This window comes from Streptomyces varsoviensis (assembly GCF_000718635.1).
GTDB classification, from domain to species: Bacteria; Actinomycetota; Actinomycetes; order Streptomycetales; family Streptomycetaceae; genus Streptomyces; species Streptomyces varsoviensis.
Window position 1 is genome coordinate 182,304 of sequence record NZ_JOBF01000004.1, and the last position, 26,194, is coordinate 208,497.

Annotated in this window: 27 protein-coding genes and 2 tRNA genes; 13 read left to right on the forward strand and 16 right to left on the reverse strand. The window is 70.3% G+C overall.

The genetic code is table 11. From position 1 onward, the window contains the following. Nucleotides 1-81 precede the first annotated feature (81 nt). The 5 genes from IF55_RS09570 to IF55_RS09590 all read left to right on the forward strand — a co-directional run bounded on the left by IF55_RS09570 (nucleotide 82) and on the right by IF55_RS09590 (nucleotide 5,656). On the forward strand, nucleotides 82-612 hold the full coding sequence (locus IF55_RS09570; protein ID WP_030892764.1) for a SigE family RNA polymerase sigma factor: 531 nt from the start codon (nucleotides 82-84) through the stop codon (nucleotides 610-612). A 268-nt stretch (nucleotides 613-880) separates the two neighbouring features. After that, complete coding sequence (locus tag IF55_RS09575) at nucleotides 881-1,852, forward strand: MEDS domain-containing protein (RefSeq protein WP_078643994.1); 972 nt, start codon at nucleotides 881-883, stop codon at nucleotides 1,850-1,852. After that, nucleotides 1,849-2,328: an ATP-binding protein gene (locus tag IF55_RS09580; protein ID WP_048831803.1), complete on the forward strand. Its 480-nt coding sequence runs from the start codon at nucleotides 1,849-1,851 to the stop codon at nucleotides 2,326-2,328. Before IF55_RS09575 ends, IF55_RS09580 begins: the two co-directional genes overlap by 4 nt. A 232-nt stretch (nucleotides 2,329-2,560) precedes the next feature. Then, the gene (locus IF55_RS09585) at nucleotides 2,561-3,748 is read left to right on the forward strand and encodes a serine hydrolase domain-containing protein (RefSeq protein ID WP_048831804.1); all 1,188 of its coding nucleotides are present in this window, start codon (nucleotides 2,561-2,563) and stop codon (nucleotides 3,746-3,748) included. A gap of 171 nt (nucleotides 3,749-3,919) precedes the next feature. Next, nucleotides 3,920-5,656, forward strand: coding sequence for a long-chain fatty acid--CoA ligase (locus IF55_RS09590; protein ID WP_030892773.1), 1,737 nt, complete (start codon nucleotides 3,920-3,922; stop codon nucleotides 5,654-5,656). Nucleotides 5,657-5,718: 62 nt separating this feature from the next. Here IF55_RS09590 and IF55_RS09595 read toward each other — a convergent pair whose 3' ends face one another. From IF55_RS09595 to IF55_RS09605, 3 genes are all read right to left on the reverse strand, one after another. Further along, on the reverse strand, nucleotides 5,719-6,090 hold the full coding sequence (locus tag IF55_RS09595; RefSeq protein ID WP_030892775.1) for a cupin domain-containing protein: 372 nt from the start codon (nucleotides 6,088-6,090) through the stop codon (nucleotides 5,719-5,721). Nucleotides 6,091-6,145: 55 nt separating this feature from the next. Next, on the reverse strand, nucleotides 6,146-11,092 hold the full coding sequence (locus tag IF55_RS09600) for a PAS domain-containing protein (protein WP_048831805.1): 4,947 nt from the start codon (nucleotides 11,090-11,092) through the stop codon (nucleotides 6,146-6,148). 292 nt (nucleotides 11,093-11,384) lie between these two features. After that, complete coding sequence (locus tag IF55_RS09605) at nucleotides 11,385-11,834, reverse strand: SSI family serine proteinase inhibitor (RefSeq protein WP_030892783.1); 450 nt, start codon at nucleotides 11,832-11,834, stop codon at nucleotides 11,385-11,387. 214 nt (nucleotides 11,835-12,048) lie between these two features. Between IF55_RS09605 and IF55_RS09610 the strand changes: the two genes are divergently transcribed. The 3 genes from IF55_RS09610 (at nucleotide 12,049) to IF55_RS09620 (ending at nucleotide 12,520) form a co-directional block, all read left to right on the forward strand. Then, nucleotides 12,049-12,138, forward strand: a tRNA-Ser gene (locus IF55_RS09610). Between the two features lie 65 nt (nucleotides 12,139-12,203). Continuing rightward, nucleotides 12,204-12,398 carry a hypothetical protein gene (locus IF55_RS40475; protein ID WP_030892786.1) on the forward strand — a complete coding sequence of 65 codons (195 nt, stop codon included), beginning with the start codon at nucleotides 12,204-12,206 and terminating at the stop codon, nucleotides 12,396-12,398. 49 nt (nucleotides 12,399-12,447) lie between these two features. Next, a tRNA-Arg gene (locus IF55_RS09620) sits at nucleotides 12,448-12,520 on the forward strand. A gap of 102 nt (nucleotides 12,521-12,622) precedes the next feature. On the opposite strand, the gene IF55_RS09625 is transcribed toward IF55_RS09620, so the two are convergent. From IF55_RS09625 to IF55_RS09650, 8 genes are all read right to left on the reverse strand, one after another. Further along, nucleotides 12,623-13,894, reverse strand: a complete 1,272-nt coding sequence (locus tag IF55_RS09625; protein WP_030892788.1) for a tyrosine-type recombinase/integrase — start codon at nucleotides 13,892-13,894, stop codon at nucleotides 12,623-12,625. Next, nucleotides 13,894-14,124: a helix-turn-helix domain-containing protein gene (locus IF55_RS36945; protein WP_078643997.1), complete on the reverse strand. Its 231-nt coding sequence runs from the start codon at nucleotides 14,122-14,124 to the stop codon at nucleotides 13,894-13,896. The genes IF55_RS09625 and IF55_RS36945 overlap by 1 nt, the downstream gene beginning before the upstream one ends. Then, entirely contained in the window at nucleotides 14,051-15,526 is a 1,476-nt protein-coding gene (locus IF55_RS09630; protein WP_030892791.1) for a replication initiator, read from the reverse strand. The genes IF55_RS36945 and IF55_RS09630 overlap by 74 nt, the downstream gene beginning before the upstream one ends. A 106-nt stretch (nucleotides 15,527-15,632) precedes the next feature. Next, nucleotides 15,633-15,809 (reverse strand): hypothetical protein, encoded by a 177-nt coding sequence (locus IF55_RS40480; protein ID WP_157857229.1) that lies wholly within the window; start codon nucleotides 15,807-15,809, stop codon nucleotides 15,633-15,635. Next, the gene (locus IF55_RS09635; protein ID WP_245661125.1) at nucleotides 15,787-16,383 is read right to left on the reverse strand and encodes a DUF2637 domain-containing protein; all 597 of its coding nucleotides are present in this window, start codon (nucleotides 16,381-16,383) and stop codon (nucleotides 15,787-15,789) included. The genes IF55_RS40480 and IF55_RS09635 overlap by 23 nt, the downstream gene beginning before the upstream one ends. A 40-nt stretch (nucleotides 16,384-16,423) precedes the next feature. Further along, a complete protein-coding gene (locus IF55_RS09640) occupies nucleotides 16,424-17,836 on the reverse strand; it encodes a cell division protein FtsK (RefSeq protein ID WP_398243514.1) in 1,413 nt (470 codons plus the stop codon). Beyond that, nucleotides 17,836-18,033, reverse strand: coding sequence for a hypothetical protein (locus tag IF55_RS09645; RefSeq protein WP_030892571.1), 198 nt, complete (start codon nucleotides 18,031-18,033; stop codon nucleotides 17,836-17,838). Before IF55_RS09645 ends, IF55_RS09640 begins: the two co-directional genes overlap by 1 nt. Further along, entirely contained in the window at nucleotides 18,033-18,341 is a 309-nt protein-coding gene (locus IF55_RS09650) for a hypothetical protein (protein ID WP_048831806.1), read from the reverse strand. Before IF55_RS09650 ends, IF55_RS09645 begins: the two co-directional genes overlap by 1 nt. An 89-nt stretch (nucleotides 18,342-18,430) precedes the next feature. On the opposite strand from IF55_RS09650, the gene IF55_RS36240 reads away from it, so the two are divergent. After that, entirely contained in the window at nucleotides 18,431-18,856 is a 426-nt protein-coding gene (locus tag IF55_RS36240) for a GntR family transcriptional regulator (protein WP_030892567.1), read from the forward strand. Nucleotides 18,857-20,105: 1,249 nt separating this feature from the next. On the opposite strand, the gene IF55_RS39285 is transcribed toward IF55_RS36240, so the two are convergent. The 3 genes from IF55_RS39285 to IF55_RS09665 form a co-directional block, all read right to left on the reverse strand. Beyond that, entirely contained in the window at nucleotides 20,106-20,411 is a 306-nt protein-coding gene (locus IF55_RS39285; RefSeq protein WP_157854609.1) for a hypothetical protein, read from the reverse strand. Beyond that, complete coding sequence (locus IF55_RS40485) at nucleotides 20,408-20,755, reverse strand: DUF6415 family natural product biosynthesis protein (protein ID WP_030892564.1); 348 nt, start codon at nucleotides 20,753-20,755, stop codon at nucleotides 20,408-20,410. The genes IF55_RS39285 and IF55_RS40485 overlap by 4 nt, the downstream gene beginning before the upstream one ends. A gap of 103 nt (nucleotides 20,756-20,858) precedes the next feature. Beyond that, entirely contained in the window at nucleotides 20,859-22,061 is a 1,203-nt protein-coding gene (locus IF55_RS09665; protein WP_211269967.1) for a helix-turn-helix domain-containing protein, read from the reverse strand. A gap of 112 nt (nucleotides 22,062-22,173) precedes the next feature. Between IF55_RS09665 and IF55_RS09670 the strand changes: the two genes are divergently transcribed. After that, the gene (locus IF55_RS09670) at nucleotides 22,174-22,656 is read left to right on the forward strand and encodes an NUDIX domain-containing protein (RefSeq protein WP_030892560.1); all 483 of its coding nucleotides are present in this window, start codon (nucleotides 22,174-22,176) and stop codon (nucleotides 22,654-22,656) included. Nucleotides 22,657-23,174: 518 nt separating this feature from the next. On the opposite strand, the gene IF55_RS09675 is transcribed toward IF55_RS09670, so the two are convergent. Then, nucleotides 23,175-23,963 (reverse strand): GntR family transcriptional regulator, encoded by a 789-nt coding sequence (locus IF55_RS09675; protein ID WP_030892557.1) that lies wholly within the window; start codon nucleotides 23,961-23,963, stop codon nucleotides 23,175-23,177. 109 nt (nucleotides 23,964-24,072) lie between these two features. On the opposite strand from IF55_RS09675, the gene IF55_RS09680 reads away from it, so the two are divergent. From IF55_RS09680 to IF55_RS09690, 3 genes are all read left to right on the forward strand, one after another. Further along, entirely contained in the window at nucleotides 24,073-24,480 is a 408-nt protein-coding gene (locus IF55_RS09680; protein ID WP_030892556.1) for an NUDIX hydrolase, read from the forward strand. Between the two features lie 46 nt (nucleotides 24,481-24,526). Next, a complete protein-coding gene (locus IF55_RS09685; RefSeq protein ID WP_030892554.1) occupies nucleotides 24,527-24,952 on the forward strand; it encodes an ATP-binding protein in 426 nt (141 codons plus the stop codon). 129 nt (nucleotides 24,953-25,081) lie between these two features. Next, entirely contained in the window at nucleotides 25,082-25,360 is a 279-nt protein-coding gene (locus tag IF55_RS09690; protein WP_157854607.1) for a hypothetical protein, read from the forward strand. A 294-nt stretch (nucleotides 25,361-25,654) separates the two neighbouring features. On the opposite strand, the gene IF55_RS09695 is transcribed toward IF55_RS09690, so the two are convergent. Next, nucleotides 25,655-25,996 (reverse strand): hypothetical protein, encoded by a 342-nt coding sequence (locus tag IF55_RS09695; protein WP_030892552.1) that lies wholly within the window; start codon nucleotides 25,994-25,996, stop codon nucleotides 25,655-25,657. Between the last annotated feature and the right edge of the window lie 198 nt (nucleotides 25,997-26,194).

The window sequence follows — 26,194 nt, forward strand, 5'->3', positions numbered from 1 at the left end:
GACCAGTACGACCTGAGAGGGATCGTTCTTCGGCACCTTCGGGCGATCCGCCGCGTACCGGCGCGCTTCTAGCGTTGAGCCATGACCACGCCTGTGTGCACGAGCGCATCCACTGCCGTGTTCCCGTCGTTCTCGTCGTACGTACGGGCCCGCGGACCGGTGCTGCTGCGCACCGCCCGCTCGCTGACCTCGAACCCGTGCGACGCCGAGGACCTGCTCCAGACGGCGCTGGCCAAGACCTACCTGGCCTGGGAGCGGATCGAGGACCACCGGGCGCTGGACGGCTACGTCCGGCGGGCCTTGGTGAACACGCGGACCTCGCAGTGGCGCAAGCGGCGGGTCGACGAGTTCTCCTGCGACGACCTGCCGGAGCGCGAGACAGCGCCCGCCCCGGACCCGGCCGAGCAGCAGGTGCTGCGGGACGCGATGTGGCGCGCGGTGCGGAAGCTCCCGGAGCGGCAGCGCGCGATGGTCGTCCTGCGGTACTACGAGGACCTGACGGAGGCGCAGACGGCCGAGCTGCTGGGGGTCTCCGTGGGGACGGTCAAGAGCGCGGTGTCGCGGGCGCTGGGCAAGCTCCGGGAGGACCCGGAACTCGTGAAGGCGGCCTGACGGCCGTCCGGGTTCCGGGCGGTGCCGTGCCGTGCCGCGCGGTACGGGTGGTGCCGTCCCTGCCACACAGTCCGGGTCCGGGTCTGGGCAGATTGCGGTGCTCGGCGACCGTTTACGGGCAGTCCTGGACCGTTCTCGGTGGCTCCCGGGCTCTTTGAGACAGTTACCGGGGGTATTGAGGTCATCGGTCTGTCAACCCCTCCCCTCTGGGTAGCCTCCGCGTAACCGGCCGCCGGACGGCGCCGTCAACGGGAGAGGGCGGAGGCGGATGGCTGCCTGGGACACGGAGAGCACCGGCGTGATTCCCGTACAGCGAATGCGGCCCGGAGACCACGCCTTCGTGAGTTACGAGGACGACGAGGGCCCCTGGGGCGTCCTGACCGCGTTCGCGTGGACGGGGCTCGGCCGGGGCGAGAAGGTGATGCTCTTCCCGACGCCCGGGCTGCCCGAGAGCGAGGTCCTCGACCGCCTCGACGCCTGGGGGCCGGCCGCGTCGGCCGCGCGGCGCAGGGGCCAGATCGTGCTCAGCAGCATGCGGTCGCTGATCCTCCCCCATCGGAAGTTCACGCCGGAGCGGCAGTGGGAGGGCATCACGACGGAGACCGAGCGCGCGGTACGGGAGGGCTACCAGGGGTTCCGCGCGTACATCGACATGCACTGGGTGGCGGATCTCGACGCGGACATCGAGACGATGCTCTACCGCGAGACGCACGCGGACCATCTCTTCGAGACCGCCCCGTACAGCGAGATCTGCGCGTACGACCGCCGGGCGTTCAGCGGGGAGGTGCTGGACGCCATGGCCGCGGCCCACCCCAGGAACCTCCTGGAGCGGCTGGGGTCGCTGCGGGTGGTCCACGCCGATGACGGCGTGGTGCGGCTGACCGGTGACGCGGACCTGGCGACGCGTGCGGAGTTCACGGCCGCGCTGAAGGCGGCCATGGCCCGTACGCCGGTGGCCGGCCGGCTGCTCGTGGACCTCACCGACCTGAACTTCCTCGGCGTGGGCTGCGCCGCCGACCTGCTGCTCGTGGCCGAACGGGCCGAGGGCGGCAGACGGATAGAGGTGCGGTGCGACGCCTTTCAGGCGCGTACGCTGCGCAGGCTCGGCGCGGGCTCCAACCGCCGCCTGGCGGTGGCGGAGGCGGCGGGCGAACGCCTGGACCGGGGGGTAGGCGGCGAGCCGGGCGACGGGCCGGGCGAGGGGCTGGGCGAGGGGTCGGTTCAGGGGAGGCAGCGATGAGGTCCGATCCCCGCGACCTCTCCGGCGGCGACGGTGCCGAGGAATGGCTGCTGGAGTGCGTCTTCACCGGCGAGGACCTGCCGGGCCTGCGGGTGGCCGTCGGTGAGTGCGCGGCGTCGGCGGGGCTCAAGGAACCGCGCTGGGGTGAGTTCGTGCTGGCCGTCAACGAGATCGCCTCCAACGCGATCGAGCACGGCGGCGGTCGCGGCTGCCTGACGCTGCGCCGGCGCAGCGGCGAGCTGGAGTGCCGCATCGCCGACGACGGCCCCGGCTTCCCGGAGTCCGTCATCCCCGAACTCCTGCCGGGCCTCGACGGCGCGCACACCGGCCGGGGGCTGTGGCTGGCCCGGCTGGTGACCGACCGGCTGGTGATAGACGGCGGGGCGGCGGGGGCGTCGGAGGCGATGGGGGAGGGGGGCGCGCCGGACGGCGTCCAGGCCGTGGGCGCGGTGGTGACGCTGGCGATAAGGGTGTGACGCCGCGCGGGCCCGCCGTGCCGTGCCGAGGCGGGTTGTGGGGGGACGTGCCGTGACGGGTTGATGGGGCGATGGGCCGTGCGGTTGGTGGCCGTTGGTGCGTGTGAGGCACCAGAGGAGCAGGGGGCTACGTACACCCCTGATCGGCGGGTTGGGGGGATGGTGGGGGCGTCCGCGGGGGCGGAAGCTGAAGGCGTCACCTCCCGTCGTCCTTCGTTCAAGGAGAGCCCCCATGTCCGACGATTCCCAGCGGCTTCGCGGCGTTCGCGCATCGCGGTGGACCAAGCGGCGGCGGAGGATCGCGCTGACGGCCGCGATCGCCGCCGGGCTGGCCGTCTGCACCACGCTGACCGTGGCGAACGCGCAGTCGCGCGGGCCGGGGGACGGCGGCGTGCGCAAGGGCCTGGAGCGGCTGGTGCACGAGGACGACTACCCGGCCGCCCTGGCCTCCTCGACCGGGCGGGACGGCCGTACGCACAACTACACCGCGGGCGTCGCGGACCTGAAGACCAAGGCGAAGGTGCCGGTGGACGGGCAGGTTCGGGCCGGCAGCAACACCAAGCCGTTCACGGCCGCGGTCGTGCTGCAACTGGCGGGGGAGGGCAAGATCGACCTTGCGGCGCCGGTCGAGCGGTATCTGCCGAACCTCGTACGGGGCGAGGGGATCGACGGCCGCCGCATCACGGTCCACCAGTTGCTCCAGCACACCAGCGGGCTGCCGGACTACGCCCAGTTCATGGAGGCCCCGAACGGCAAGGGCCGCCACCTGTACGTACAGCCCCGCTCCATGCTCGACCTGGCGCTGGCCCACAAGGCCAACTTCGAACCCGGCAAGGGCTGGTCGTACAGCAACACCAACTACCTGCTGGCCGGGCTGATCATCGAGAAGGTCACCGGCCGCCCGCTGGCCGAGGAGATCGACCACCGGGTCATCCAGCGCGCCGGGCTGCACCACACCTACTTCCCGGCCCCCGGCGACGAGTCCATCCGGGGCGCCCACCCCGAGGGCTACCTCGCCGTGAAGCCCGGGGCGCCGCTGGAGAAGATCACGAAGATGGACCCGTCGGCGGCCTGGGCGGCCGGCCAACTGATCTCCACGCCGAGCGACCTGAACCGCTTCTTCACCGCACTCTTCGACGGCAAGCTCCTGAAGCCGGCGCAGCTCAAGCAGATGCGTACGACCGTCCCGGCGCCCGGTCTGTGGCCGGGGGCGCGGTACGGGCTCGGCGTGATCAGCACCCCGCTGAGCTGCGGCGGCCTGATGTGGGGGCACGGCGGCGACATATCCGGCTACCACACGCTGGGCGGCGTCACAGACGGCGGCCGCGCGGTGACGGTCGCGGTCACGGCCGACGGACCCTCCTCCGCCCGGGGCCCGGCCGACGTCCAGGCCGTGGTGGACACCGCTCTGTGCAAGTGAGTGCGGGGGCGGCGGTGCGGGGCGGGTGCGCCTCGCCGCCGGCCGGTACCTGACTCCGGCGCCGCCTCGGCCCCGCGCCCGCGCCCGGCGAGGTAGTGACATACCCGGCGGTACGGAAGCAGAATCGGGTCTACCTACTCGCGCGTAACAGGCCACCGGGAGGCACCCCCGATGCAGAGCACCATGCAGGACGTACCGCTGTTGGCGTCGAGGATTCTGAACCACGGGGCGACGGTCCACGGGGCGGCCCGCGTGACCACCTGGGCCGGGGAGGAGGAGCCGCGGCGGCGGAGCTTCGCCGAGGTCGGCGCCCGGGCCGCGCAGCTCGCGCACGCGCTCCGGTACGAGCTGGGCGTACGCGAGTCGGATGTCGTCGGGACCCTCATGTGGAACAACTGCGAGCACCTGGAGGCGTACCTCGCCATCCCCTCCATGGGCGCCGTGCTCCACACCCTCAACCTGCGGCTGCCGCCCGAGCAACTGGTCTGGATCGCCAACCACGCCGCGGACCCCGTCATCCTCGTGGACGGCAGCCTGCTGCCGATGCTCGCCGCGGCGCTGCCCCGGCTGCCGGCCGTACGGCACGTGGTCGTCAGCGGCCCCGGCGACCGTTCCGTACTGGACACGGCACTGGATTCCGTACGGGAGGAGTCGGAGTCCGCGCCGGATTCCGTACGAGGGGGCGTACGCGGGGCCGCGCCGGGCCGCGCCGCCGTCACCGTGCACGAGTACGAGGAGCTGATCGCCGGCCGCCCCACCTCGTACGACTGGCCCGAGCTGGACGAACGCGCCGCCGCGGCCATGTGCTACACCTCCGGCACCACCGGAGACCCCAAGGGGGTCGTGTACTCGCACCGCTCCATGTATCTGCACTGCATGCAGGTCAACAGTGCTGAGGCGTTCGGGCTGAGCCCCGGCGCCGTCTGCCTCCCGGTCGTGCCGATGTTCCACGTGAACGCCTGGGGCCTGCCGCACGCCGCCTTCATGGCCGGCGCGTCGATCCTGATGCCCGACCGCTATCTCCAGCCCGCGCCGCTCGCCGAGATGATCGAGGCGGAACGCCCGACGTTCACGGCCGGTGTGCCCACCATCTGGCAGGGGCTGCTGGCCGAGCTGGACGCCCGGCCGCGCGATGTCTCCAGCCTCAAAACCGTGGTCAGCGGGGGTTCGGCGTGTCCGCCGTCGTTGATGCGGGCCTTCGAGGAACGGCACGGGCTGACCGTGGTGCAGGCGTGGGGGATGACGGAGACCTCACCGCTCGGCTCCGTCGCCTTCCCGCCGCACGGCGTGAGCGCCGAGGACGCCTGGCCGTACCGCGTCACGGCCGGCCGCCTGCCCGCCCCGGTCGAGGCCCGGCTGGCGGGGCCCGGCGGCGAGATCCTGCCCTGGGACGGCGAGTCCGCCGGCGAACTGGAGGTACGCGGGCCGTGGATCGCGGGGGCCTACTACGGCGGCGCCGCCGGTGAACCCATTCGGCCCGACGACAAGTTCAGCCCCGACGGCTGGCTCCGCACCGGCGACGTCGGCACCATCACCCCCGACGGCTATCTGACCCTCACCGACCGCGCCAAGGACGTCATCAAGTCCGGCGGCGAGTGGATCTCCTCCGTCGAACTGGAGAACCGCATCATGGCCCACCCCGCCATCGCCGAGGCCGCCGTCGTCGCCGTCCCCGACGAGAAATGGGGTGAACGGCCGCTGGCCACCGTCGTCTTCAAGGAAGGCGCCACCGCCGAATTCGCCGAACTCCGCGACTTCCTCGCCGACTCCGTCGCCCGCTGGCAGCTCCCGGAGCGCTGGGCGCGCGTGGACACGGTCCCGAAGACCTCGGTGGGGAAGTTCGACAAAAAGGTCCTCCGCCGCCAGCACGCCGCGGGAGAACTGGAGGTCACGGAGCTGGGGGCGTAGGGGGTTGGGGCGCTGGGGACCCAGGTCGGGCGGGGCAGGGGAGCTTCGGCCCGCCCGGCCGGTTATCCGTCCGTCGGCTCCGCGTATCCCGGTACGGACGGCCAGCGCACCGTCAGCACCACCGACTCCTCCTCCGCGAACCAGGAGTGGCCGACCCCGCGCCCCCACACCACGTAGTCCCCCTCCTCGGCCAACACGACGCTGCGGCCGGGCAGTTCCACGCGGAAGCGGCCCCTGATGAGGACCAGCAGGGCCGTACGCTCCTCGCCGCGCACCCAGCGGGGCCGTTCGTCGCCGCGCGGGTGGACGCCCCACTTGATCTCCACGGAATCGCTGTGGCGCGGGTCGCCGGCGTTCTTGAAGTGGCCGAGGAGCCAGCCGCGGTCCAGGGTCGCGTCCTTGCCCGCGTTGCCCACGTACACGCTGTCGTTCATGGAGCGGAGGTTAGTGGGGGCGGACCCGGCCGGACGGGCGCTTGGCACCGCCGGCTCAGTTGTTGCCGATCTTCGCGAGGAGGTCCACGATCCGCCCCTGCACCTCGGTGCTGGTCGAGCGCTCCGCGAGGAAGAGGACCGTCTCGCCCGACGCGAGCCTCGGCAGTTGGGACGGGTCGAGGTCGGCGGAGGTGTAGACGACGAGGGGGGTGCGGTTGAGGAGGCCGTTGCCGCGCAGCCAGTCGACGATGCCGGCGCGTCGGCGGCGTACCTGCAACAGGTCCATGACCACCAGGTTCGGGCGGAGGCGCGCCGCGAGCGCCACCGCGTCCGCGTCCGTCGTCGCGTGCCCGACCTGCATGCCGCGCCGCTCCAGCGTGCCCGTCAGCGCCGCCGCGATCGGCTCCTGCTCCTCGATCAGCAGGACGCGCGGCGGGTGCTGCTCGCTGTCGCGCGGGGCGAGCGCCTTCAGGAGTACGGCCGGGTCGGCCCCGTAGGCGGCCTCCCGCGTGGCCTGCCCGAGCCCCGCGGTGACCAGCACCGGAACCTCGGCGGCGACCGCCGCCTGGCGCAGCGACTGGAGCGCCTTGCGGGTGATCGGCCCGGTCAGCGGGTCGACGAACAGCGCCGCCGGGTAGGCGGCGATCTGCGCGTCGACCTCCTCCCGGGAGTGCACGATGACGGGCCGGTAGCCGCGGTCGCTCAGCGCCTGCTGCGTCGTGACGTCGGGGGCGGGCCAGACGAGCAGCCGACGCGGGTTGTCGAGCGGCTCCGGCGGCAACTCGTCGTCCATCGGGGGGCGTTGGTCGTCGTGGACCTCGACCGCGCCGTTCGGACCGTCCAGCGGTTCGGGTCCCTCGGCCGCGCCCGCGTCCGGCGCCCCGATGGCGTAGGCGCGGCCCTCGGGGGCGTGCAGAAGGTGCGCCGGCTGGTGCGCCGGCTGGTGCGGCTGCTGGGGGTGCGGTTGCGGTTGCGGCTGTGACGGAGCGGGGCCGTGGGGCTGCCCCTGCGGCCCGGTGGGCTGCGCACCGGGTACGCCGCCGCGCTCGGCCGTGTCCGGCGGCGTACTCAGCTTGCGCCGCCGCCCCGAGCCCGAACCCGTGGCCGTACCGCCCGCGGGGGTCGGGGCCTGTGCGGACGACTGCCGCTGTCCGCCGTCCATCTGGCCGCCATCGTCCATCTGCCGCGCGAACGGCGCGCCCTGGCCGAGCGTACGCACGCTGATCGAGCGCTGCTGGCCCTGGCCGCCCTGGCCGCCCTGGCGACCCTGACCGGCCTGGCCGCCCTGACCGGCTTGGCCCGGTGCGGGGGCGGGCGCGTTGGGGTCGGCAGCGGTCTCGGCGGGGAGCGGCTGCGGCGGCAGATGCGGCTGCTGGTGCGCTTGGTGCTGCTGGTGCGGAGGCATCTGGCGGGGCAGGACGGGCCCGTCGGCCCCCGGACCGTGGCCGCTCCGATCGCCGTGCTGGCCGTATTGGCTGTGTTGGCTGGGCTCGCCGCGTTGGCTGGGGTCGCCGTGTTCGCTGTGCTGGCCGCGCTCCCCGCGCGGCTCCTCGGCCAGCGGCCGCCGCGCCCGACGACGGCCCGACGGCTGCTCGCCGCCGCCCGCGCCGCCCCACGGGCCCTGGCCGCCCTGCGCCCCCGCACCCGAACCGCCGGGCGCACCGCCCACGGCCGCCGACGACTCCTCGCTCCCTGACCTGGCCCGGGGCCCGGCCGCGCCCTCCGTCTCGCCCGAACGCGCCTGCGGCAGCGCACCGCCGGGCAGCGGGTCCCCGGGCAGCGGGCCGCCAGGGAACGGCCCGCCGGGGTACGGCCCCCCGTGCTCCGCCTGAGCCTCCGGGAACTGCTGAGGAGCACGGTCGGCAGCCGCCGGCGGCAGCGCGAACGGCCCGCGCGGCGCGGCCGGTTCGCTCTCCTCCTGCCCCGGAACCGCCCGCTCGGACGCTTCCGCCAGCGCACGCCGAGCACGCCGCCCCGTGGCCCGGGCCGGCGTCTGCTGGCGGCCCGCGTCATACGAGCCGTCGTTGTACGAACCTTCGCCGCGCGATCCGTCACCGTGCGATCCGTCTCCGTACGGCCCCCCGCCGTACGAGCCGTCGCCGCGCGGCCCTTCGTGGTACGCGCCGGGGCTCTGCTGACCAGGGATGGCACCCGGCCCGGGGCCCGCCCCAGGACCCGGCCCCGGCCCGTACTGACCCGGCTCGTACTGGGCGAGGCCGCCCGGCGGCGTCGGCCCGAGGGCGCTGGGCAGCTCCGACTGCGGGGTGCGGTCAGCCTCGGCGGGCGGCAACGCGAAAACGGCCCGCCCGGCCGGCGGCTCCGAAGCCTGTGCCGCCTGCCGTGCGAGCTCTGCCTGCCGTGCCGCGTCCCGTCGGGCGCGGCGACCGGTCGGCGGGGGGAGTTCGTGGGGCGACTCGCCGCCGCCGGGTGCGCCGTGGCCGGTACGCCCGTCCGCCGCCGCGTCCGCCGAGGGGTCGAGGCCCCCGCTCCGGCCGTGCCGGTTGGGCCGTCCGTGCGGTTGTGCTTCGGCATCGCCCGCGCCGAGCTGTTCCTCCTGCGGGCTGCGCCGGGCGCGCCGCCGCCCGGTCGGCTGCGGCTGCGGCTGGTCCAGTCCTTGCGGCTGGGCAGGCGGCTGTACGTGCCCGGCGCCGGGTCCCGAGCCCTGCGGCCCGTAACCCTGCCCACCAGGGCCACCGCCCTGCGGGCCCTGCCCGTTCTGTGACCCGCTCTGCGGTCCGTTCTGAGGCCCGTTATGAGGACCGCCCTGCGGCCCGGGCCCGTACGCCGGGTCGCTGCTGCCGGGCCGCTGCGGCCGGTACGCCTGACCGCCGGAACCGGCGGAACCGTCACTGCCGCCCGTACGGCCGCCGATCCCGGCCCTTCCCGCGTCGCTCCCGCCGTCGCTCCCGGAGCCGTTCCGCGCGTCCGTACCGTGCTGTCCCGCCCCGGCCGCCGGGCCGCCGCCGAGGTGCTCGGGGCGTTCCGCGTGCTGGGCGAGCGGCGGCATGGGGCCGCCGCCCTGCGGGCCGGCCGCGCCCGCGGGCCCGCCGCCGGGCCGCTGCGGACCGATGGGCCGCCGCTGGCCACCGCCGCCGCCGGAGGTGTCGTCCGGGCCGTTCCCCTCGTCGCCCGCCTCGGGCCCGCGGCGGCCGCGCCGCCCACTGCCGGGAGCGGGGGACTGGGCCGAGGACTGAGCCGGAGACTGGGCTGAAGCCTGAGCGGAAGCCTGATCCTGCTGCCCACCGGGCCCGGACCCAAGAGCCCTCTGAGCCCTCTGATCCCCCCGAGCCCCCTGCTCCCCTTGAGACCCCTGGGAACCGTCGGCCGCCTGCCCCCCGTGCGGCGCGCGAGGAGGCTGCACGCCCCCCTCCGCGGCGCGCGCGCCGTCCGCACCACGCGCGGAACCGCCGCCCGCCGCGTCGTGCCCCGCCCCGGTCCCCCGCGCCCGCTGCGCGGGCAGCGGCATGACCGTGGTCGCGTTCTCGCGGTCCGCCAGGCGCTCGGGTCCGAGGGGCACCGGGCCGCCCTTCGCGGAGATCGGCACCTCCAGCACGTACGCGCTGCCGCCCGCCGCGCCCGGCATCTCGTGGGTCTGAAGCACGCCGCCGTGCCGGCGCACGATGCCGCGCACGATCGGCCCGTGCACGGGGTCGCCGCCCGGGTACGGGCCGCGCACCTCGATCCGTACGACCTCGCCGCGCTGCGCCGCCGCGACGACGATCGTCGAGTCGGCGGCCCCGGGGCCCGCGCCCATCGGCGACTGCGCCGGCGAGTTGCCGGTGGAGTCGACGCCGGCGACGTCGGCGATCAGATGGGCCAGCGCCTGCGCCAGCCGCTCCGCGTCCACCTCGGCCTCTATCGGGGGGGCGTGCACGGCGAACTGCGCGCGCCCCGGACCGATCAGTTCGATCGCGCCCTCGACGCCGGCCGATACGACCGTGTCGAGCGAGACCTTCTCGCGCTCCAGCCGGTCGGCGCCCGCGTCGAGTCGCTGGAAGCTGAGGACATTGTCGACAAGGGTGGTCATCCGGGCGTAACCGGCCGTCAGGTGGTGCAGCACCTGGTTGGCCTCGGGCCAGAGCTGCCCGGCCGGGTCGGCGGCCAGCGTGCCCAGCTCGGCCCGGAGTTGCTCCAGCGGGCCGCGCAGCGACTGGTCCAGTACGGCCAGGAGCTGGGCGTGCCGCTCGGCGAGCGTGTCGTACGCGCGCCGGTCCGTGAACGTCATCACCGCCCCGACGAGCTGGTCCCCGTCCCGTACCGGCGCGGTCGTCAGATCGACCGCCACCGAACGGCCGTCCTTGGCCCAGAGCACCTGCCCGCGCACCCGGTGCTTGCGCCCGGAACGCAGCGTGTCGGCGATCGCCGACTCCTCGTACGGGAAGGGGGAGCCGTCCGCGCGCGAGTGCTGGATGAGGGGGTGCAGCTCCCGGCCGCCGAGGTCGCTGGCGCGGTAGCCGAGGATCTGCGCGGCCGAGGGGTTGACGAGGACGACCTTGCCGGCCGTGTCCACGCCCACCACGCCCTCCGCGGCGGCGCGCAGGATCATCTCCGTCTGGCGCTGCTGGCGGGCGAGTTCGGCCTCGGTGTCGAGGGTGCCGGTGAGGTCGCGTACGACGAGCATCAGCAGCTCGTCGCCGGTGTACGGGTGGTGGTCGGCGTACGGGGTACGGCCGTCCTCCAGATTCGCGCTGGTCACCTCGACCGGGAACTGCGTGCCGTCCGTACGCCGCGCGACCATCCGGGTCGGCTTCGTACGGCCGCCCTCGCCCTCGTGCTCGTCCACGCGCCGCATCGAGCCGGGGATGCGCCGGGAGTCGAAGTCGGGGAGCAGGTCGAGGAGTCCGCGGCCGACCAGCCCGGTGCCGGGGGCCTCGAAGGCCTCCAGCGCGATGTGGTTGGCGTTGACGACGGTGCCGTTGCAGTTGACCAGCAGCAGCGCGTCGGGGAGGGCGTCGAGTATGGCTGCGAGGCGAGCAGCGCCTCGGGATGGCCTGCTGCTCACGACGGACGTTCCTCCCTGGTCACCACAGTCTGCCGACGTCCGCGGGCCCTGTCCTGCCGTCGGCCCCGCGCCGTGTCACTGACAAGAAGTCTACGGGCTGCGGATGCGGGCGCGTCGGGGGATGACGGGGTACGGCGGTGGATACGGGCGTGGCGCGGGCGTGGCGCGGGGGGAGCGTGGAGAGGGGAAGCACCGGGGGCGGGCGGGGGCGGGACGGCGTGCGCCCGCGGCTGACGGGGGCGCACGCCGGAGCTACGACGACGGGGCGGGCGGGCCGTGGCTTACCCGTGGCTCAGCCGCGCGAGGTCCCCAACACGCTGGAGAACTTGTTCCAGCGGGCGGTCTCGCACCCGTTGGTCCGCTTGAAGTCGGCGTTCACGGGCCGCCCGGCCCAACTGCCGGAGATGTGCGCCTGCTCGGGCCCGCTGTACATCTGCGTGCACATCCTGTTCGTCGGCACGGGCGCGAAGGTGTCCGTGCCCCACACCGTGGCGCGGTCGAGCTGGTCGCAGGCGGCCTTCGCGTGCGGGTGGGTGCCGCCGGCGGGGTGGCAGTAGAGCTCGTACGTACCGTCGGCGGCGCCGCTGCCCGTGACGGTGACGGTGAGGTGGTCGTCGTGGGCGGGAGCGGGCACGGGCAGCGGCCGGGCGGGGATGTCGGCGGCGGAGGCGGCCGTGGGGAGGGCGAGCAGGGCGGCCGGGAGCAGCACGGCGGCGGTGACGCCGAGACGACGGAGCGACATGGGGGAACTCCAGGTGTACGGGACCGAACGGGGCCGGTGTCATGTACCTGTGGCCCCTCAACCCCACTAACGCGCCTCCCGCCCGCGCGTTTCGCTCTTCGCGCCGACTTTGCCCCGTTGGGCGCTCGCCCGGTAGCGTAGGCTCCGATTGGTGACGGGCCGCTGGCCTGTGTCATCATCTGCACGCACCACCTCGCGCTCGCGCGGGGGTGCTGGAGGCTTCGCCTAGTCTGGTCTATGGCGCCGCACTGCTAATGCGGTTTGGGGTAACCCCCCATCCCGGGTTCAAATCCCGGAGCCTCCGCTCGTTCGAAGAGCCCCGCCCGCACCGCGGACGGGGCTTTTTCGCGACCTCGCCCTGATCCGGCCGTGCGGGAGGCCACGGAACTGGTCCGCGACGCCACCGACGACCTGATCTACGACCACTCGCGCCGCGTCTACGCGTCTACCTCTTCGGCGCCCACCACGGCCGTACGCACGGCCCCCGAGCTCGCCCCAGCGCCATTTGCCCAGGTCAGCGCCGGTGCGGGAATCGGATTTCGCCTCTCGGCGCAGGTCATGTAATGTTGTTCCCGCAACGCCGACCGGCCACAAAAAACCGCCGGAAAGCCAAGCGCTCGTAGCTTAACGGATAGAGCATCTGACTACGGATCAGAAGGTTGCAGGTTCGAATCCTGCCGAGCGCACAGCAGGCCAGAGGCCCCGTTCGAAATCGAACGGGGCCTCTGGTGTATCTCTTGACGGCAGTGTTTGACGGCAACCGCCTCAGCGGGGCGAAGTAACGTTCCTCAGGGCGTCGGCCGTGCCCCGGCACCGGGCGATAGGTTGCCGTCACCTCTCAGAGCGTCCCCGACGCGATCGAAGGCGGAACGCTGCGAGTCGAGCCGCACGAAGGTGTAGATGTCCATGGTCACCCGGATCGAGCTGTGACCCAGAACCTCCATGATCATGCGAGCGTCAGCGCCCCGCTCGTGAAGCAAGGACGCGCACGTGTGACGCAGGTCATGGAAGCGGACTTTGCGGACTCCGGCGCGAGCGCACAGCGCGTCGAATGAGCGGTTCAGGTTGCGCGGCTCGATGGGAGTCCCATTCTTCGTCGTGAAGATCAGCCCGTGTTCTGTCCCCCTCCAGTTGTCGCCCGCCGCCTTCTGGTCGGCGATCTGCTGGGCACGCTGGGCGCGCAGGGCTGTCACGCACTCGGCCGGCAGCGCCACGCGACGGGCAGAGCGCTGCGTTTTGGGCGCGACGACCAGCAGCTCACCGCCGACCCGTTGAAGCGCCTGCCGTACGGTGACGACGCCTTCGTACAGATCCACGTCCGACCAGCGCAGCCCCAGCACCTCACCCCGCCGCAGACCGATGCGAACCGCCAGTTCGTACGCGGCCCACAACCGGTTGCCCCGCGCCGCTGACAGGAGCTGCCGCCCCTCCGTGACCGTGAGCGGTTCTATCTCGCGCTTCGTGCCCATGCTCAGCTCTACGTTCCGGGCCACGTTGCGCGGTAGCTCATCCTCGCGTACGGCGTGCTGGAGGGCGGCGCGCAGGATGACCAGCAGGAAACGCACGGTCCGGTCGGACGGACGCTTCTTGCAGCACTTACCGAGGGCGCAACAGCGTTGCTTGTGCTGGGGACGGTTCTTGTCCTTGTCCTGTGCGCAGCACTGGCAGGTGGCGGCCGTCTTGGTCAGGAAGGCGCGGATATCGCGGGAAGTGAGCCGGGCGAGCTTCTTCCTGCCGAATTCCGGAGTGATGTAATTGCGCACCAAGGATTCGTAGTTGACGTAAGTCGTACTGCGTACCTTGCCCTTGGCGACGTCGGTGAGCCAATACGTCAGATAGGCACGCAGAGTCATTTTGCTGGCAGCAACCGGAACACCATCGAGAGAGTTGGCCTTGAGTTTGGTCAGCTTCTCGTGTGCTTCGTCCCAGTCCTGACCGTAGACGCTCCGCCGCTTGTACGTGCCGTCACTCGTGAGCACGAACGCACTGCCCTCCCAGCGGCCATCCTTGCGTTGGTAGATGGTGCCTTCGTTATTGGCGTTCTTCTTGGGCTTGGCCATCAGGCGGCTTCCTCTTCAGCGCGGAGGGATATGAATTCGCTCAGGGCCGCTTCGGTGATGCGACGGCAACGGCCGACAGTGAGCGAGGCGAGTTGCCGGGAACGTATGAGGTTGTAGACCGTCCAGCGGCTTACACGGAGCCGGTCGGCGACCTGGTCAACGGTCAGCAGAGTGGCAGGCACCTGAGTCACCTTCTTCATGGCGGAACCGACGCTGTTGTGCGATTTCATAGCGGGCTTGGGCGGCTAGGAGTTCTTCGCCGGGGCGGTATCCGGAGGTGAGGTAGGACCAGGAGGATTCGGTGACGAGGGTGGTTTCCTCGTTGTCTTCCGGTGTCTCGTCGGTGGGGTGTGCTTGTGCGGTGCGCCAGGCGCGGCGTACGTCGCGGAGTGCGCCGAGGGTGGTGGAGTAGCGGCGGGATTTGCTGGAGAAGTGGCCCCGGAATCCGAGCATGTGGGCCCATTTCCAGAGTTTGAGGTCAGCGAATTCCGGTAGGTGGCCGAGGGCCCAGGCGGTACGGATCATCTGGCGTACGTGCTGGTGCACGCGAAGGTCTGTGAGGGGTTCAGAGGAGCCCGTACCTTCGCAGTCGTCGCAGAGGTCGCGGAAGCCGTCGGGGCCGGTGACGTGGCCGTTTCCGGTGCAGCGGGGGCAGCGTAGGGACCGGTCCACGGTGCCGGAGTCCTCAGCGCTTTTGGTCGCGTATTTGGCGACGTAGCCCGCCACTTTCTGATCGGTGAGTTCGCCGTCGTCCAGGTTGGTGATTTCCCGGATGTCGATCTCGCGGCCCCACCTCAGTTCGCGTTCCCCCACGGCATCCGAAGCGATGGTGAGGACGGCTCGTTGGGCCGCTGCGGTGATGGCGAGGGTGAGTGCGTCGGCGGTCGCCCAGGCCGGCGGGGGAGTGGTGTGGCCGTCGGGTCCGTCGAGGCGCACCACGGCGTGGAAGTGGACCAGGCCCCGTTGTTGGTACTCGGCGACCTTGGCGAACGAGAGACGCACCGCAGCGTGCAATGCCCGCTGGGTTATGCCGAGTTGGGCCGCCAGTGCCCGTCGGAGGTAGGTGGTGAAGCGTGCCCAGAGGGCCCCTGCATGGGCGTTCCAGAGCACAGCCCCGGCGTAGTCGTAGGTGGCCGGGTTCAGCGGTGTTCCCAGCGCGGGATCATCGGCTGCGTGCCGGGTACCGCAGCGGCAGGTGAGGGCCCGGCCGGTTTCGGTGGTGCGTCGGTTGTGGACCGGGCCGAAGGAGGGGGCGGTGAGGGTGGCGAAGACGCGGGGGTGTTCGCGGACGGTTTCGGGTACGGCCTTGCCGCCGGAGAGGCCCGCTTTGATCAGGTGGTAGGTGTCGGCTGCGTAGAGGCGGGAGCAGGACGGGCAGCGGGAGGAGCGCCGGTTGCCGCAGGCGGTGAGCAGGCGGCCGGTCGGTTCGTCGGCGGTGCTGTAGGAGCGCAGGATCGTTCCTGCGGTGGTGTCGAGCGTGGCGGTGGTGCCGACGAGGTTCACGGGGCGGGTGCAGCCCCTCACTTGCCGGATCTGGTCCTGGACGCGGTCGAAGTCGGGCAGGTGGGCCAGTTCGATCAGGTCCCGCAGGGCCAGGCTCGCCACGTGGCGCAGGTCCAAGGGGCGTTCCATCGGGGCGTTCCTTCCTTCGGGCAGGGCCGCAGCAGCGGCCGAGGGCATGACGGGGCGAGCCCGGGCGGGGGAGGGGAGAAAGGGGGGCCGGGAAGTCGGCGGAGGCTCAGGGGGTGAGCTGGGCGTGTGCGGCGGTGGCCAGCGGCAGGGCGACGCCGAGCCGGGCCCGCAATTGCGCCGGGGTGATCGGCCGCCCGTGTTCGGCCAGGTGCGCGGCGGCGATGGAGCGGGCCGCGTCCACCAGGGCGACGGGCAGCGCGTCAGCGGGAGCCGTCTGCCGCACAGCGGGAACGGTCGGGCTGTGGTGCCGGGGGGGCGGGGGTGGCCGCCGGTGCCGGAGCGGCGGGGGCGGGAGCTTCCGCCGGAGCCGGAGCCGGAGCCGGAGCGGGGGCGGGGGCGGGGGCAGCAGTCGGGGTTGGGTCGGCGTCGGCGGTGGGGAGTGGTTGTTCCTGGTTCTGCAATTGCTGGAAGTGGCCGAGGAGTTGGGGGCCGACGGCTCCCCAGCCGAGGAGGAGCAGGGGCGCCACGGCGTCCACGGCGGCGCGTCCGTAGTGACCGGCGATCACGGGTTCGGCGATGTTGAGGGCGAGGGTCAGCAGGCCGGACAGATGCATGAGCCGGGTTGCGCTCTTGAGCTTGCTCGTGGCCACGCCGCGCAGGGACAGGTACCGCAGGGCCACCAGGAGGCCGACGACCGACAGGTCGACCATCGGGGCGATAAGCGGGGCGATGAAGCCGGGGACGCCCAGGCGCAGGGCGAGGGAGCGCACGTTGCCGAAGGAGAACACGAAGGCCAGGGAAGCGATGACGACCATGACGGCGGTGATGGTGCGTTGGGTGAACCGGTCTTCGTTCACGGGGTTCACCTCCTTTCATCGAGGTCCGGGCGGGGCGTGGTCAGGCCGCTTCCGTCGCGTCGGCCACGTCTTCCTTGACGAGCGGAACGGGTCGCCGGAGATGCCGGCCGGAGGTTTCCTTCAGCAGGTCGGCAGGGTCCCGCGTCAGGTGAGCGGTGTCGGCCGCGATGCGGGCCGCGTCGTCGTCGGCGACGTAGGGCGTACGGACGCGGGTGAAGCCGGGTCGGCCTTGATGGGCCATGGACGCGACGCCGACATAGGCCGGATCTTGCAGGGCGGTGGGGTTGGCGTCGGGCCAGTTCCGGATGTCTTCGCCCAGGGCGACCACCGCGGCTTCAGCGGTCTTCTGCGCGAAGGACAGTCCCACCGGGCACACGTCCCGGATGAACGTGGGGATCGCGTCGCCCGTCGCCTTCTGGGTGGCGATGAGCACCAGGAGGCCGACGCTCCGGCCCTTCTTGACGAGGTCTTCCACGAGCCGGGCGTTCTCCGACGCCAGCGCGGCGAGATCCTTCGTCTTGCGGTCCGAGCCCTTGTGCTCGCGGAAGTAGGTGTGTGCCTCATCGACGATGAGCACCACCAGCGGCCAGGAGGCCGAGGGCCCGACGTGCCACATGTTCTTGACCCCGAGCACGGCCCGGATCGAGGCCGACCGGTCGCGTCGCAGGTCCACCAGCCGCTTGAAGAGGGTGTTGGCTTCCGCCAGGTCGTCACCGACGAACGCGAACGCCCGCTGTTCCAGGTCGGCGTAGTCCCCCTCGTAGGACGAGGTCACCTTGCCGTCAGCGATGGCGTACTGGATCGCATCAGAGGGCGCGGTATCGCAGATGAATCGGTTGATCAGCGACGTTTTCCCGTAGCCCGGCAGGCCCGCCACCGTCACGCCGGGAACGTCCGCCAGGCTCACGCTGACCGGCACGGCGTAGTCGTCCACGCCCAAGTGCCACCGGGCCAGCTCATCCGGGACCAGACCGGAAGGCGTGTGATCGGTCGGGGTGATCAGCGGGTCCACCCGCACGCCCCGGATCACGAGCTGGCCCGGCTGCTCCAGCAAGACCGAGACCCGCGTACACCGCCAGGCATCAGCCAGATACGGGGCCGCCCTCTGGAACTCCGACAAGCTCACCTTGGGCAGGCACACGGCACGGACCACGACCCCGTACCGGTCCGGCGTGACCTTGATCCGGGGGGTCAGAACCCGAGGCTTGGGAACCTTGCCGTCCGACGCGAACACCACCGTCTGGGCGGGCTGCACCTTGTCCGTGACCGACAGCCCGGCCATCGGGGCCAGCCGCCGCCAGCCACGGCGAACCCGGACCGCCTGCCGGATACTCGCCCGCGTCATCGTGTCGGCGCGTATGTAGCGGACCAGCCACCACAGGGCCCATCCGGCCCCCAGGGCGAGGACCACCCCGATCATGATCGAGGCAGCCCCCATCGCTTCCTGCACCATCAGCGCCGACCCTCCCCCTCGTAGAGGAAACGGAACAGCGCTTCCTGAAGGTGCACAAAGTCCAGGCCGTTGGTCAGCTTCGGGAAACCGTGGGTCTCCAGGACGAAGGCCACATCGAAGGCGAGCCCCGTCGTGAACCGAGGGTCGTCGTCCCCCTCGGGGCTGACCGGGTAGGCAGGCTGAGGGATAGCGGCCATCACTCGCTCACCGCCGCAGCCTGCATCGGGGTCGCCAGCTCCAGCGCCGCAGCCCGGTAGGCAACACCGTCGGAAAGCTGGCCGTTGAACATGCGCGCCCACGGCGTGGCGAACAGCTCCACCGGCCGGACCGGCACACCCGGCTGAAGGCCATCGGGCAAGCCCGACTGAGGAACCGTGATCTTCATCTGCTCCGCGCGGCCCTCCTCCATCAGGAAGACCGTCATCGTGAACAGGGTCTCCCCCGTGTCCCGGTCTACGAACTCTCCTTTGCCTTGGCCGCTCTCTGCGACGTGATCCAGCTTCACCTAGCTCAGCTAGCCCTGCCAAGCGACCTAGCTATGTGAGTCCGTGGGTTGTCTGTGTTAGGTGAGCTAACGCGGGCTACCCTTGGGTCATGCCGACGCCGATGCATGACCAGCGCCCGCCGTACCAGCAGGCGGCCGACGCCATCCGGGACGACATCACGGCCGGCAGGCTCAAACCCGGCGAACGGCTTCCCTCTAATCGCGAGCTGGAAGAGCGATTCGGCATTGCCAACATGACGGCCCGCAGTGCCCTTCGCGTCCTGCGCGATGAAGGGCTGATTTACACGGTTCAGGGGCGTGGCAGCTACGTCACCGACACGCCGCCCTCACCAGACGACGGCCCCAGCGAGGGCATGGGGCAACCCGGCCCCGACGAGGCCGGGGCGGAGGGACCGGTCACTGAAGTACTGGTGGCTCTCCGTGACCAGCTCCGGGCCCTGAACGCGGAAGTGGAAACGCTCAAGCGGGAGGTATCGGAGCTGAAGGACCAGCGTCGGCAGCCCCCGACTTCCTGACCTCAGCGAGATCAGCGCGCACGTCCGCCAGCTCGGCACGCAGCCGCTCAGTCATAGCCGTGATCTCTGCCAACAGCGCGTCATCAGACTCGCCCAGCATTTCGCACTACCTCTTTCCGCGTCGGTTCCGCCCACCGACGTGACGTTCCTTCGTTCCCGCAACACCGGCCGGACGAAGCGGGTTCACATGTGATGCGCCTGCGCACCTTGAACAGAACGGGCATGTTCGATGAGCACTAGGACCACGAGGCCCCAGCGAACGCGCCGATCAGCCCAGTTCAGAGCTGGCTGTTCAGAGTTTCTTTACTGGATCAAGGCGGCCCGCATGCGCGGGCCGCGCGCGCTGGCGGCCCGTGGCCGCCGCGCACTCCTGTCTGCCGCCCCGTTTGCGGCGGCCCCGGCCCACTCAGCGCGCGACCCCGAGCAGCAGCCCGCATGCCCAGCACGGCAGCTCGAACCGCCCTGCTCGCACTCCAGGCCATCAGCGGTCCGCGGCGCGGCGCCAGGTTTCGCCGTGGACTGCGGGCCGGTCGCGCCATCGCTGAGACGGAGGCCGGGGCGGCGCCAGGGCGGCCGTCCGTCAAAGATCGAAGACATCGAGGCGGGCCCATTGCGGGTGGGTGGCTGAGGCGCACACGTGCCGGTGCTCCGTCACCTCTCCCGCCGTCGTGGCTGACTTTCCCGACCCGAGGTATCAGTAACCAGATCCAGATTCCCCGCTCCGAGGGGACCGACGAAAAGGCAGGGGAGCCCCCGCCGGCCGCTTCTCGTACCCTGCTCATCTGTCCGAGCCCCGTCCTCTTGTCGCTGCACACCCGAGACGCGATGTCGATCGAGAACACGACGACCGCCCCGGTACCATCGGCACCGGGGTTCCTGAGCAGGGACTCTCAACCGGACCACCCCGCGCCTGCCAGGGTTTGAGGGGTGGTCCGGTCTTGCATCTGTAGTTGTCCAGCGTGGTCCGGCCCCCCTGCCCCCAGGGGTTAATCAGCAGAAGAGCCGGACCACTGGCGATGGGCTGGAACGAGGGCCCACCGCTTTCCCTCGACGGCACGCCGCCCAACGGTCGCACTCGACGAGGGGTTGGTAGGCGGGGAGTCGCCAACTTCTCCGTCACGACGACTCCCGCCCGCTTAGGGGGACCGGCCAGCAATGACCGCCAGGGCCAAGACCAAGCCGATGCCTACCGAGATCATCAAGATGTAGAGAACCCCAGCGAACCGGCATACATAGCGCCAAAGTCGCCTCACTGGTACTTCTCCCAGCTATGGCCGCCACCATGCCCATCAAATAACCAGCAGGCATACGGGTTGGGCCCAGGGGTGAGCAAGCCGCAGTGCGGTAGAGGGATCAGAACCGCCTCCCCGTCGAGCCACCGAGCCCACAATCCGATATTGGCGTCCATTTCATGCAGCATTTGGTAATGCGGGCCCGGGTGAACCTCTAACTCGCAGTGGAGCCACGGGTTTTCCAGGCCATCCGCCACCTTGTCATTGGCATCACACGCGCGCCCGGTGAAGAGCCGCACCAGAGAGAAGCAATACGTGGTCACGGATTCACACCCCCGGCCACCTCCACTAGCCCGGAGTTCTCCAGCAGAAATCGAAGGGTGTACCCCAGGCTCTGTACTCGGCAGGACGCAGAAACCAGCCCGGAGCCCAGCCCTTCATCAATCTGGTGGGGAATCTGCTTCAGGTAGGTCTGTTTACGCGACCATTCCGCGGACCCATGCCCGAGACCGTCAACCTGAGCTGTGGTCAAGGGCATGAGACATCCGATGTGGTGGAGCAAGGACGCATGTATGGCGCAGAGGTCCGCGTACGGGGGGAGCACCGGCCTCTCAGCCAGGGCGCGACGGATCACGTCTTCGACCTCGGCAACGTCAACCACGGCCATCCTCACGGTGTTTGGTGGGATCGGTGAGGAGACCTTAGAAGCCGAAGAAGGGGCGCACCCGGAAAAATTTTCCGGGTGCGCCCCTTTCGGTCGAGCTGCGCGGCTACTTGAGTGCGTTGAGACTCAACGCCAGTTCACGCACGTCCCGTCGGCGACTCCTTTGGTGCAGCCGACGCGCCAAGTCGCGAGCGAACGCGTGGGCGCGAATCTGCTCCGGCGCTGTCTTGAACGCTCGTTTCAGATGATCAGCCGCATCATCGGTTCGGCCAGCCTCTCCGTATGCCCGTGCGACGTCAAGAGCGGCCCGGGCGCGACGTTCCGTCGGCAGGTTCCTCACAGGCCGGACCCTCGGCACGCTGTCCACGGCAAGCTGAACATCCCCGAACTCAAGAGCCAAGTCGAGGCGGTGGATATCCACGTTCATCGGACCGAAGCCCGTCCACATTTCGTTGGCATCGGTTCCGAGTCGGTCCGCCGCCCGTTGCGCTTCCTGGAGCATGTCGTCCGCCTGCCCCCGGTCACCCAAGCGTGCCGCCGCAACAGCCCCGTTCAGAAAGAGCGTTCCGTACAGCGACAGCGCGGTTGGCGAGGAGCACCACCACCCGACGGGAAGATTCCCGGCCGCGTCAAGCGTGACCCCGACAGCTTCGGCAGCCATCCCAGCCCCGAGCTGGACGTGTGCGACGCACCTACGCAAGGCCAGCATGGTTGCGGGATCTTCCGTCTCACTCGCGGCGACGTCGCCCTGATCGGCTGCTGCCCAGGCCAAATCCGTCTCGCCCAGCTTGCGGAGGAGCGCCCCGGTGGCGTGGCATGCCAGCGCGAAGAGCGTCAGGCACCGCTCCTTCTCCTCTCCCGTGGACGCCTCATGCACGGCTAGCCGGGTATCGACCAGGACCGATGGCAAACGTTCGGCGAGTTCGGAGTACTTGGAAGCTTGGTACAGGTCCCACGCTTCGTGGACTTCAACGGCAAGGCGCGCAGGCCGTACCGGTTCCCGAGCGTCGTAAAGGGACCCTGCCAGCCGTCGCGACTGCATCAGCGCGGCTCGAATGGCCGGCACGCTTCCTCTGTGATCGTTGTGATCATCCAGAAGCGCAGGCGCGCCCTGAAGGTCCTCGATGTGAACCCGCAGAGCGTCCGCCAGGTCAGCGAGCATCTTGACGTTGTTCACCGGGATTCTTCCGGTCTCCACCCGGTACACCCAGTCTTCCGAGCGGTTCAGCAGAACGCCGAGCTGCCATTGGGGGAGCCCTCTGCGCTCCCGGTAGAACCGCACGCGTTTGCCGAACGGGAGATGCTCCATGCCACGCACTGTGCCGCCCCTTCACTCGATCCAGGAGAGTGTCACACGGGGGACAGGGGCGTACGCAACGATCAGCGCAAGCCATCGGGATCATGGTCGGTAGGCTCGACACATGGCCGAGAACGAGCACGAGCAACGGATGTCGCGACCGCGCATGGCCGCAGGAGCCCTGTTCTTCGACAGCCGGGACCCAAGCCGCGTCTTGCTGGTCCGCCCCTCGTACAAGCCGAAGTGGGAGATCCCCGGCGGGTACGTCGAGACGGGGGAGTCGCCTCTGGCCGCGTGTCGGCGTGAGGTCGAGGAGGAGCTAGGTCTCACGCCCGCCATTGGCCAGTTGCTGGTGATCGACTGGGCACCGAGCCCCGCCGAGGGGGACAAAGTCCTGTACGTCTTCGACGGCGGCGAGCTGACGCCCGATGCCACAGCGTCGATCAAACTCGACTCTGACGAGCTGCTGGCCGCCGAGTTCCACTCCGCTGAAGACCTTGACCAGCTTCTGATCCCGAGGCTTGCCCGCCGAGTGAAGCATGCGATGGCTAGCCGACACCAAGGGCACCCGGCATACCTCGAACATGGTGCGTTCCCGTCTCGGTAGCCGACACGAGGTGACGGCAACCTTGACGGCAACGACGGCACATCGGGGCCAACAGCGACAGCTCGCAGTACCCAAGTCGGCCTTACAGATCTAGACGCTGCACAGCCTTGCCCAAAGCTACGGATCAGAAGGTTGCAGGTTCGAATCCTGCCGAGCGCACAGCAGGTCAGAGGCCCCGTTCGGAAATCGAACGGGGCCTCTGGCGTTTGCGTTGACATCAACGCTGACATCAACGGTCGAGTCGGAGGTCGGACCGTAGCGGGGGTGCCGCGCGCACCGTCATGATCATCGGTGTCATGTCGGCCGTCGGAGAGGCGGCGTGAACGCTCGGGAGTCGTTCGGTTTGGGGGCGATGTCCACTGGCCCTTTTCCCGGGGTGGCAGTCGCAGCAGGCCCGTAAGGCGGGCTTGTAGATACCCAGTAACCGCACTGCTCACCAACTCGTCTGTACGGCTGTGGGTGTTGGTGTGTACGAGTCCGGGGAGCGCCAAGCGGCGCGGCATCCGGAGTCGTGCCCGTCAGGTGGCGGGGAGCTGGTAGGCGAGGACGTACGCGTCCGCCGCCATCACGGTGTCGCAGACCTCGACGGCCCGGCCATCGGTGTTGAAGGCCGTGCGCACCAGATGGATCACCGGGACGCCCGAGGCGAGGTGGAGCGTGCGCACCTCGGTGGGTGAGGGCATCCGGGCGCGGATCTCCTCCTCGAAGTGGTCCAGGCGGTGGCCCATCTCCTCGAGCCGGGCGTAGATGCCGCCGGGGCCGGGGTTGGGTTCGGCGATCGGGGTGTTCCGGGCCAGGTCGAGCGGGAGGTAGGAGGTGGCGAACTCGACTGGCCGGCCGTCGAGCAGGTAGCGGCGCCGCCGGGCGAGGACCTTGCGGGGCGAGCCCAGCCGGGCCGCGATGTCCTGCGAGGGCCGTTCCTCCTTCACCTCCAGGCCGTCGACCTCGGGACGGCTTCCCGCGGCTTCCGCCTCCACGGTGAACGCCGACTTTCCCTGATCGCGATGGCGGCGCGCGAAGCGGTCCGAGGCCAACCGCCGCACGGGAGGCCGGGGCCGTACGAAGACACCCTTGCCGTGTTCGGAGACCGCGAGCCCTTCCCCCTGGAGCAGGGAGAACGCGTTGCGGACGGTCATCCGGGACACCCCGAAGTGCTCGACCAGCTCTGTTTCGGAAGGGAGCTTGTCGCCCTCCCGGAAGCGCTGCTTGTCGATCGCTTCGCGGAGCTGGTCGGCGATCTGCCGGAACACCGCGCGGTCACTGGTCGGGTCCAGCGCGCCCAGGAGGCCCGAGGCGAGAGGAGGCATGTACGTACTCCCTTAGATATCTAGACGAGCGGCTGACCCGTGTTGCTACGGTGGAAAGCCTAGCCAGCCGAGGGGACCGAAGAACGTGAGCACTGATCGCCCGCACTCCGTGAGCGTCGCCGGAGTGATCGTCGACGACGCGGGCCGTGCGTTGCTGATCAAGCGACGGGACAACGGTAAGTGGGAACCGCCGGGCGGAGTGCTCGAACGCGAGGAAACCATCCACGACGCCCTGCAACGGGAAGTCCTCGAAGAGACCGGCCTCAAGATCGCGCTCCCCGCGACCCTCACCGGCGTCTACAAGAACATGACCGGCCTGATCGTCTCCATGGTCTTCCGCTGCGAGGCGATAGACGGCACCCCGACCACCGGAGCGGAGACCCGCGCCCTGCGCTGGGCCGCCCGCGACGAGGTCGCAGAGCTTGCCGACGAGGCGTACGCGATCCGCGTCCTTGACGCACTCGACAACGTATCCCCGCCGGCCGTCCGCGCCCACGACGGCGTGCGACTCGTCTAGCACAAAACCGCTATCCATAGTCGCCTACCAGCACGGAGTGACTTGTATGGACGAGTATACGAGCAGAGTGAGGGTCTGGGGCCTGATCTGCCCAGGTTCCCGAGATGAGGTAGCCCGCGCCCGCCGCTGGATACGCGACATCCTCAGCGACCACCCGTGCGCCGACGACGCCGAACTGATCGTGAGCGAGCTGAGCACCGACGCCCTCACCCACACGGCCAGCGGCAGCGAGACCGGAACCCTCCAGATCACCTTGGCCGTGACCCCGCTGTTCGTCGCCATCTCGGTCACGGACGATGGCGGACACCCCACCGCACCACGCGTCACCCACGCCGCCGACGACGCCACCCACGGCCGGGGCCTGAGCATCGTCATGACCCTCGCGGCCCGACTCGACATCACCGGCAACGACCACGGCCGAACCGTCACCGCCGAACTCCGCCCACCCCTGGCAGGAACAGCATCATGGTGAACATCCCCCTGCACCACGGCTACTGGTGCGAATGCACGATCCTCTCCCCGTCGACGGGAGCACCCGGCGGTGCTGGCCTCCCTCGTGGCCGATAGGACCGGTCAGGCAACCCAGTGGATTCACATCACCGTGCAGACCATTGCCCCAGCTCTCGATGCCGGAGCCAGCCGAGAGGCGGGGGAATGGGTCCTGGGCGGCTATCTGGAAATGGAGCACACCTTGAAGCAGGGCGAGGACTCGACATTCGCCCTCACGCAGCAGGGCACCCGCATCGGTTGGTACGTCCGCCCCGTCATCTTCCTGCCGCTGGCCGACCGCGAGTCCAAGCAACTCCCGCCATGCGCCGAACAGTTCACCAGCCGCCCCGCCCCACACAAGACCACGAGCAGCCCATCCCCGACCCGGTGAGTTACAACTTTCTCTACAGGTTCAAGGCGGCTCGCTCCGCTCCCCGCGCGCGGCCCGGCTCCCCGGCCCGCCGCTCCTGTCTCCGCCCCGCTCCGGGCCGGTCCACCGTGCCGCGCAACAGCAGCGGAGAGCCGCTTGACCTCAGAACAGATGCCTGGCGCGCTCCACCTGGACGCCATGAACCACGCCCGCTCCACGGTGTGTGGGTCGACGGCAGACGGGATGGGAGCCGGGGTGCAGCAAAACCCGGGGTGCCCTCACTCGTGGTGGCACCCCGGGAGTAGCGCAACGCATTTACTGGGGAGTCGGAGCCGCATGCGCGGTCGTCGGCGTGGGCGGCGACGCTGGAACTTCAGCCTTCTTGTTCTCAGGACTGACAAGAACCAGAACCACGACAGCGACGCACACGCAGAGGAAAGCGAGAAACAGCAATCGCTGCTTCTGCACCACCGCCACGCGGCCCTTCGTATCCCCGGCAATGATCTGATATTTGGTTGTCCGGTGCTCGAAGAACTTGCTGAACGAATCCTTGGGGAGGTTCTTAACCACCCGAGCTACGGCCAGCATCGCGACCGCGACACCGGAAATGAGGACGGTCTCCACGGACGAAGAACCGTCAAAGAGCTGGAAGAACACGACTGCAGACCCTTTTCAACGAGGTCGGCAAGACATGAGCGTATTGATGGCTTGCTTCACACATGGGTGCAAAAGCATTGGAATCTACCAAAAATAGGCACGACTCTGACGCGGTCCAAGGTATGCCCAATCTGGATGGGACGCTGACCCGATCGCGGCACCAAGGGACCCACTGGGCACGCGAATTGAGCAGCGAAC

What these genes read in the sequence shown, in the direction of transcription:
- IF55_RS09570 (WP_030892764.1), top strand. Translation starts at nt 82, where the DNA reads ATGACCACGCCTGTGTGCACGAGCGCATCCACTGCCGTGTTCCCGTCG.
- IF55_RS09575 (WP_078643994.1), top strand. Translation starts at nt 881, where the DNA reads ATGGCTGCCTGGGACACGGAGAGCACCGGCGTGATTCCCGTACAGCGA.
- IF55_RS09580 (WP_048831803.1), top strand. Translation starts at nt 1,849, where the DNA reads ATGAGGTCCGATCCCCGCGACCTCTCCGGCGGCGACGGTGCCGAGGAA.
- IF55_RS09585 (WP_048831804.1), top strand. Translation starts at nt 2,561, where the DNA reads ATGTCCGACGATTCCCAGCGGCTTCGCGGCGTTCGCGCATCGCGGTGG.
- IF55_RS09590 (WP_030892773.1), top strand. Translation starts at nt 3,920, where the DNA reads ATGCAGAGCACCATGCAGGACGTACCGCTGTTGGCGTCGAGGATTCTG.
- IF55_RS09595 (WP_030892775.1), bottom strand. Translation starts at nt 6,090, where the DNA reads ATGAACGACAGCGTGTACGTGGGCAACGCGGGCAAGGACGCGACCCTG.
- IF55_RS09605 (WP_030892783.1), bottom strand. Translation starts at nt 11,834, where the DNA reads ATGTCGCTCCGTCGTCTCGGCGTCACCGCCGCCGTGCTGCTCCCGGCC.
- IF55_RS09625 (WP_030892788.1), bottom strand. Translation starts at nt 13,894, where the DNA reads ATGGCCAAGCCCAAGAAGAACGCCAATAACGAAGGCACCATCTACCAA.
- IF55_RS36945 (WP_078643997.1), bottom strand. Translation starts at nt 14,124, where the DNA reads ATGAAATCGCACAACAGCGTCGGTTCCGCCATGAAGAAGGTGACTCAG.
- IF55_RS09630 (WP_030892791.1), bottom strand. Translation starts at nt 15,526, where the DNA reads ATGGAACGCCCCTTGGACCTGCGCCACGTGGCGAGCCTGGCCCTGCGG.
- IF55_RS09640 (WP_398243514.1), bottom strand. Translation starts at nt 17,836, where the DNA reads ATGGTGCAGGAAGCGATGGGGGCTGCCTCGATCATGATCGGGGTGGTC.
- IF55_RS09645 (WP_030892571.1), bottom strand. Translation starts at nt 18,033, where the DNA reads ATGGCCGCTATCCCTCAGCCTGCCTACCCGGTCAGCCCCGAGGGGGAC.
- IF55_RS36240 (WP_030892567.1), top strand. Translation starts at nt 18,431, where the DNA reads ATGCCGACGCCGATGCATGACCAGCGCCCGCCGTACCAGCAGGCGGCC.
- IF55_RS40485 (WP_030892564.1), bottom strand. Translation starts at nt 20,755, where the DNA reads ATGGCCGTGGTTGACGTTGCCGAGGTCGAAGACGTGATCCGTCGCGCC.
- IF55_RS09665 (WP_211269967.1), bottom strand. Translation starts at nt 22,061, where the DNA reads ATGGAGCATCTCCCGTTCGGCAAACGCGTGCGGTTCTACCGGGAGCGC.
- IF55_RS09670 (WP_030892560.1), top strand. Translation starts at nt 22,174, where the DNA reads ATGGCCGAGAACGAGCACGAGCAACGGATGTCGCGACCGCGCATGGCC.
- IF55_RS09675 (WP_030892557.1), bottom strand. Translation starts at nt 23,963, where the DNA reads ATGCCTCCTCTCGCCTCGGGCCTCCTGGGCGCGCTGGACCCGACCAGT.
- IF55_RS09685 (WP_030892554.1), top strand. Translation starts at nt 24,527, where the DNA reads ATGGACGAGTATACGAGCAGAGTGAGGGTCTGGGGCCTGATCTGCCCA.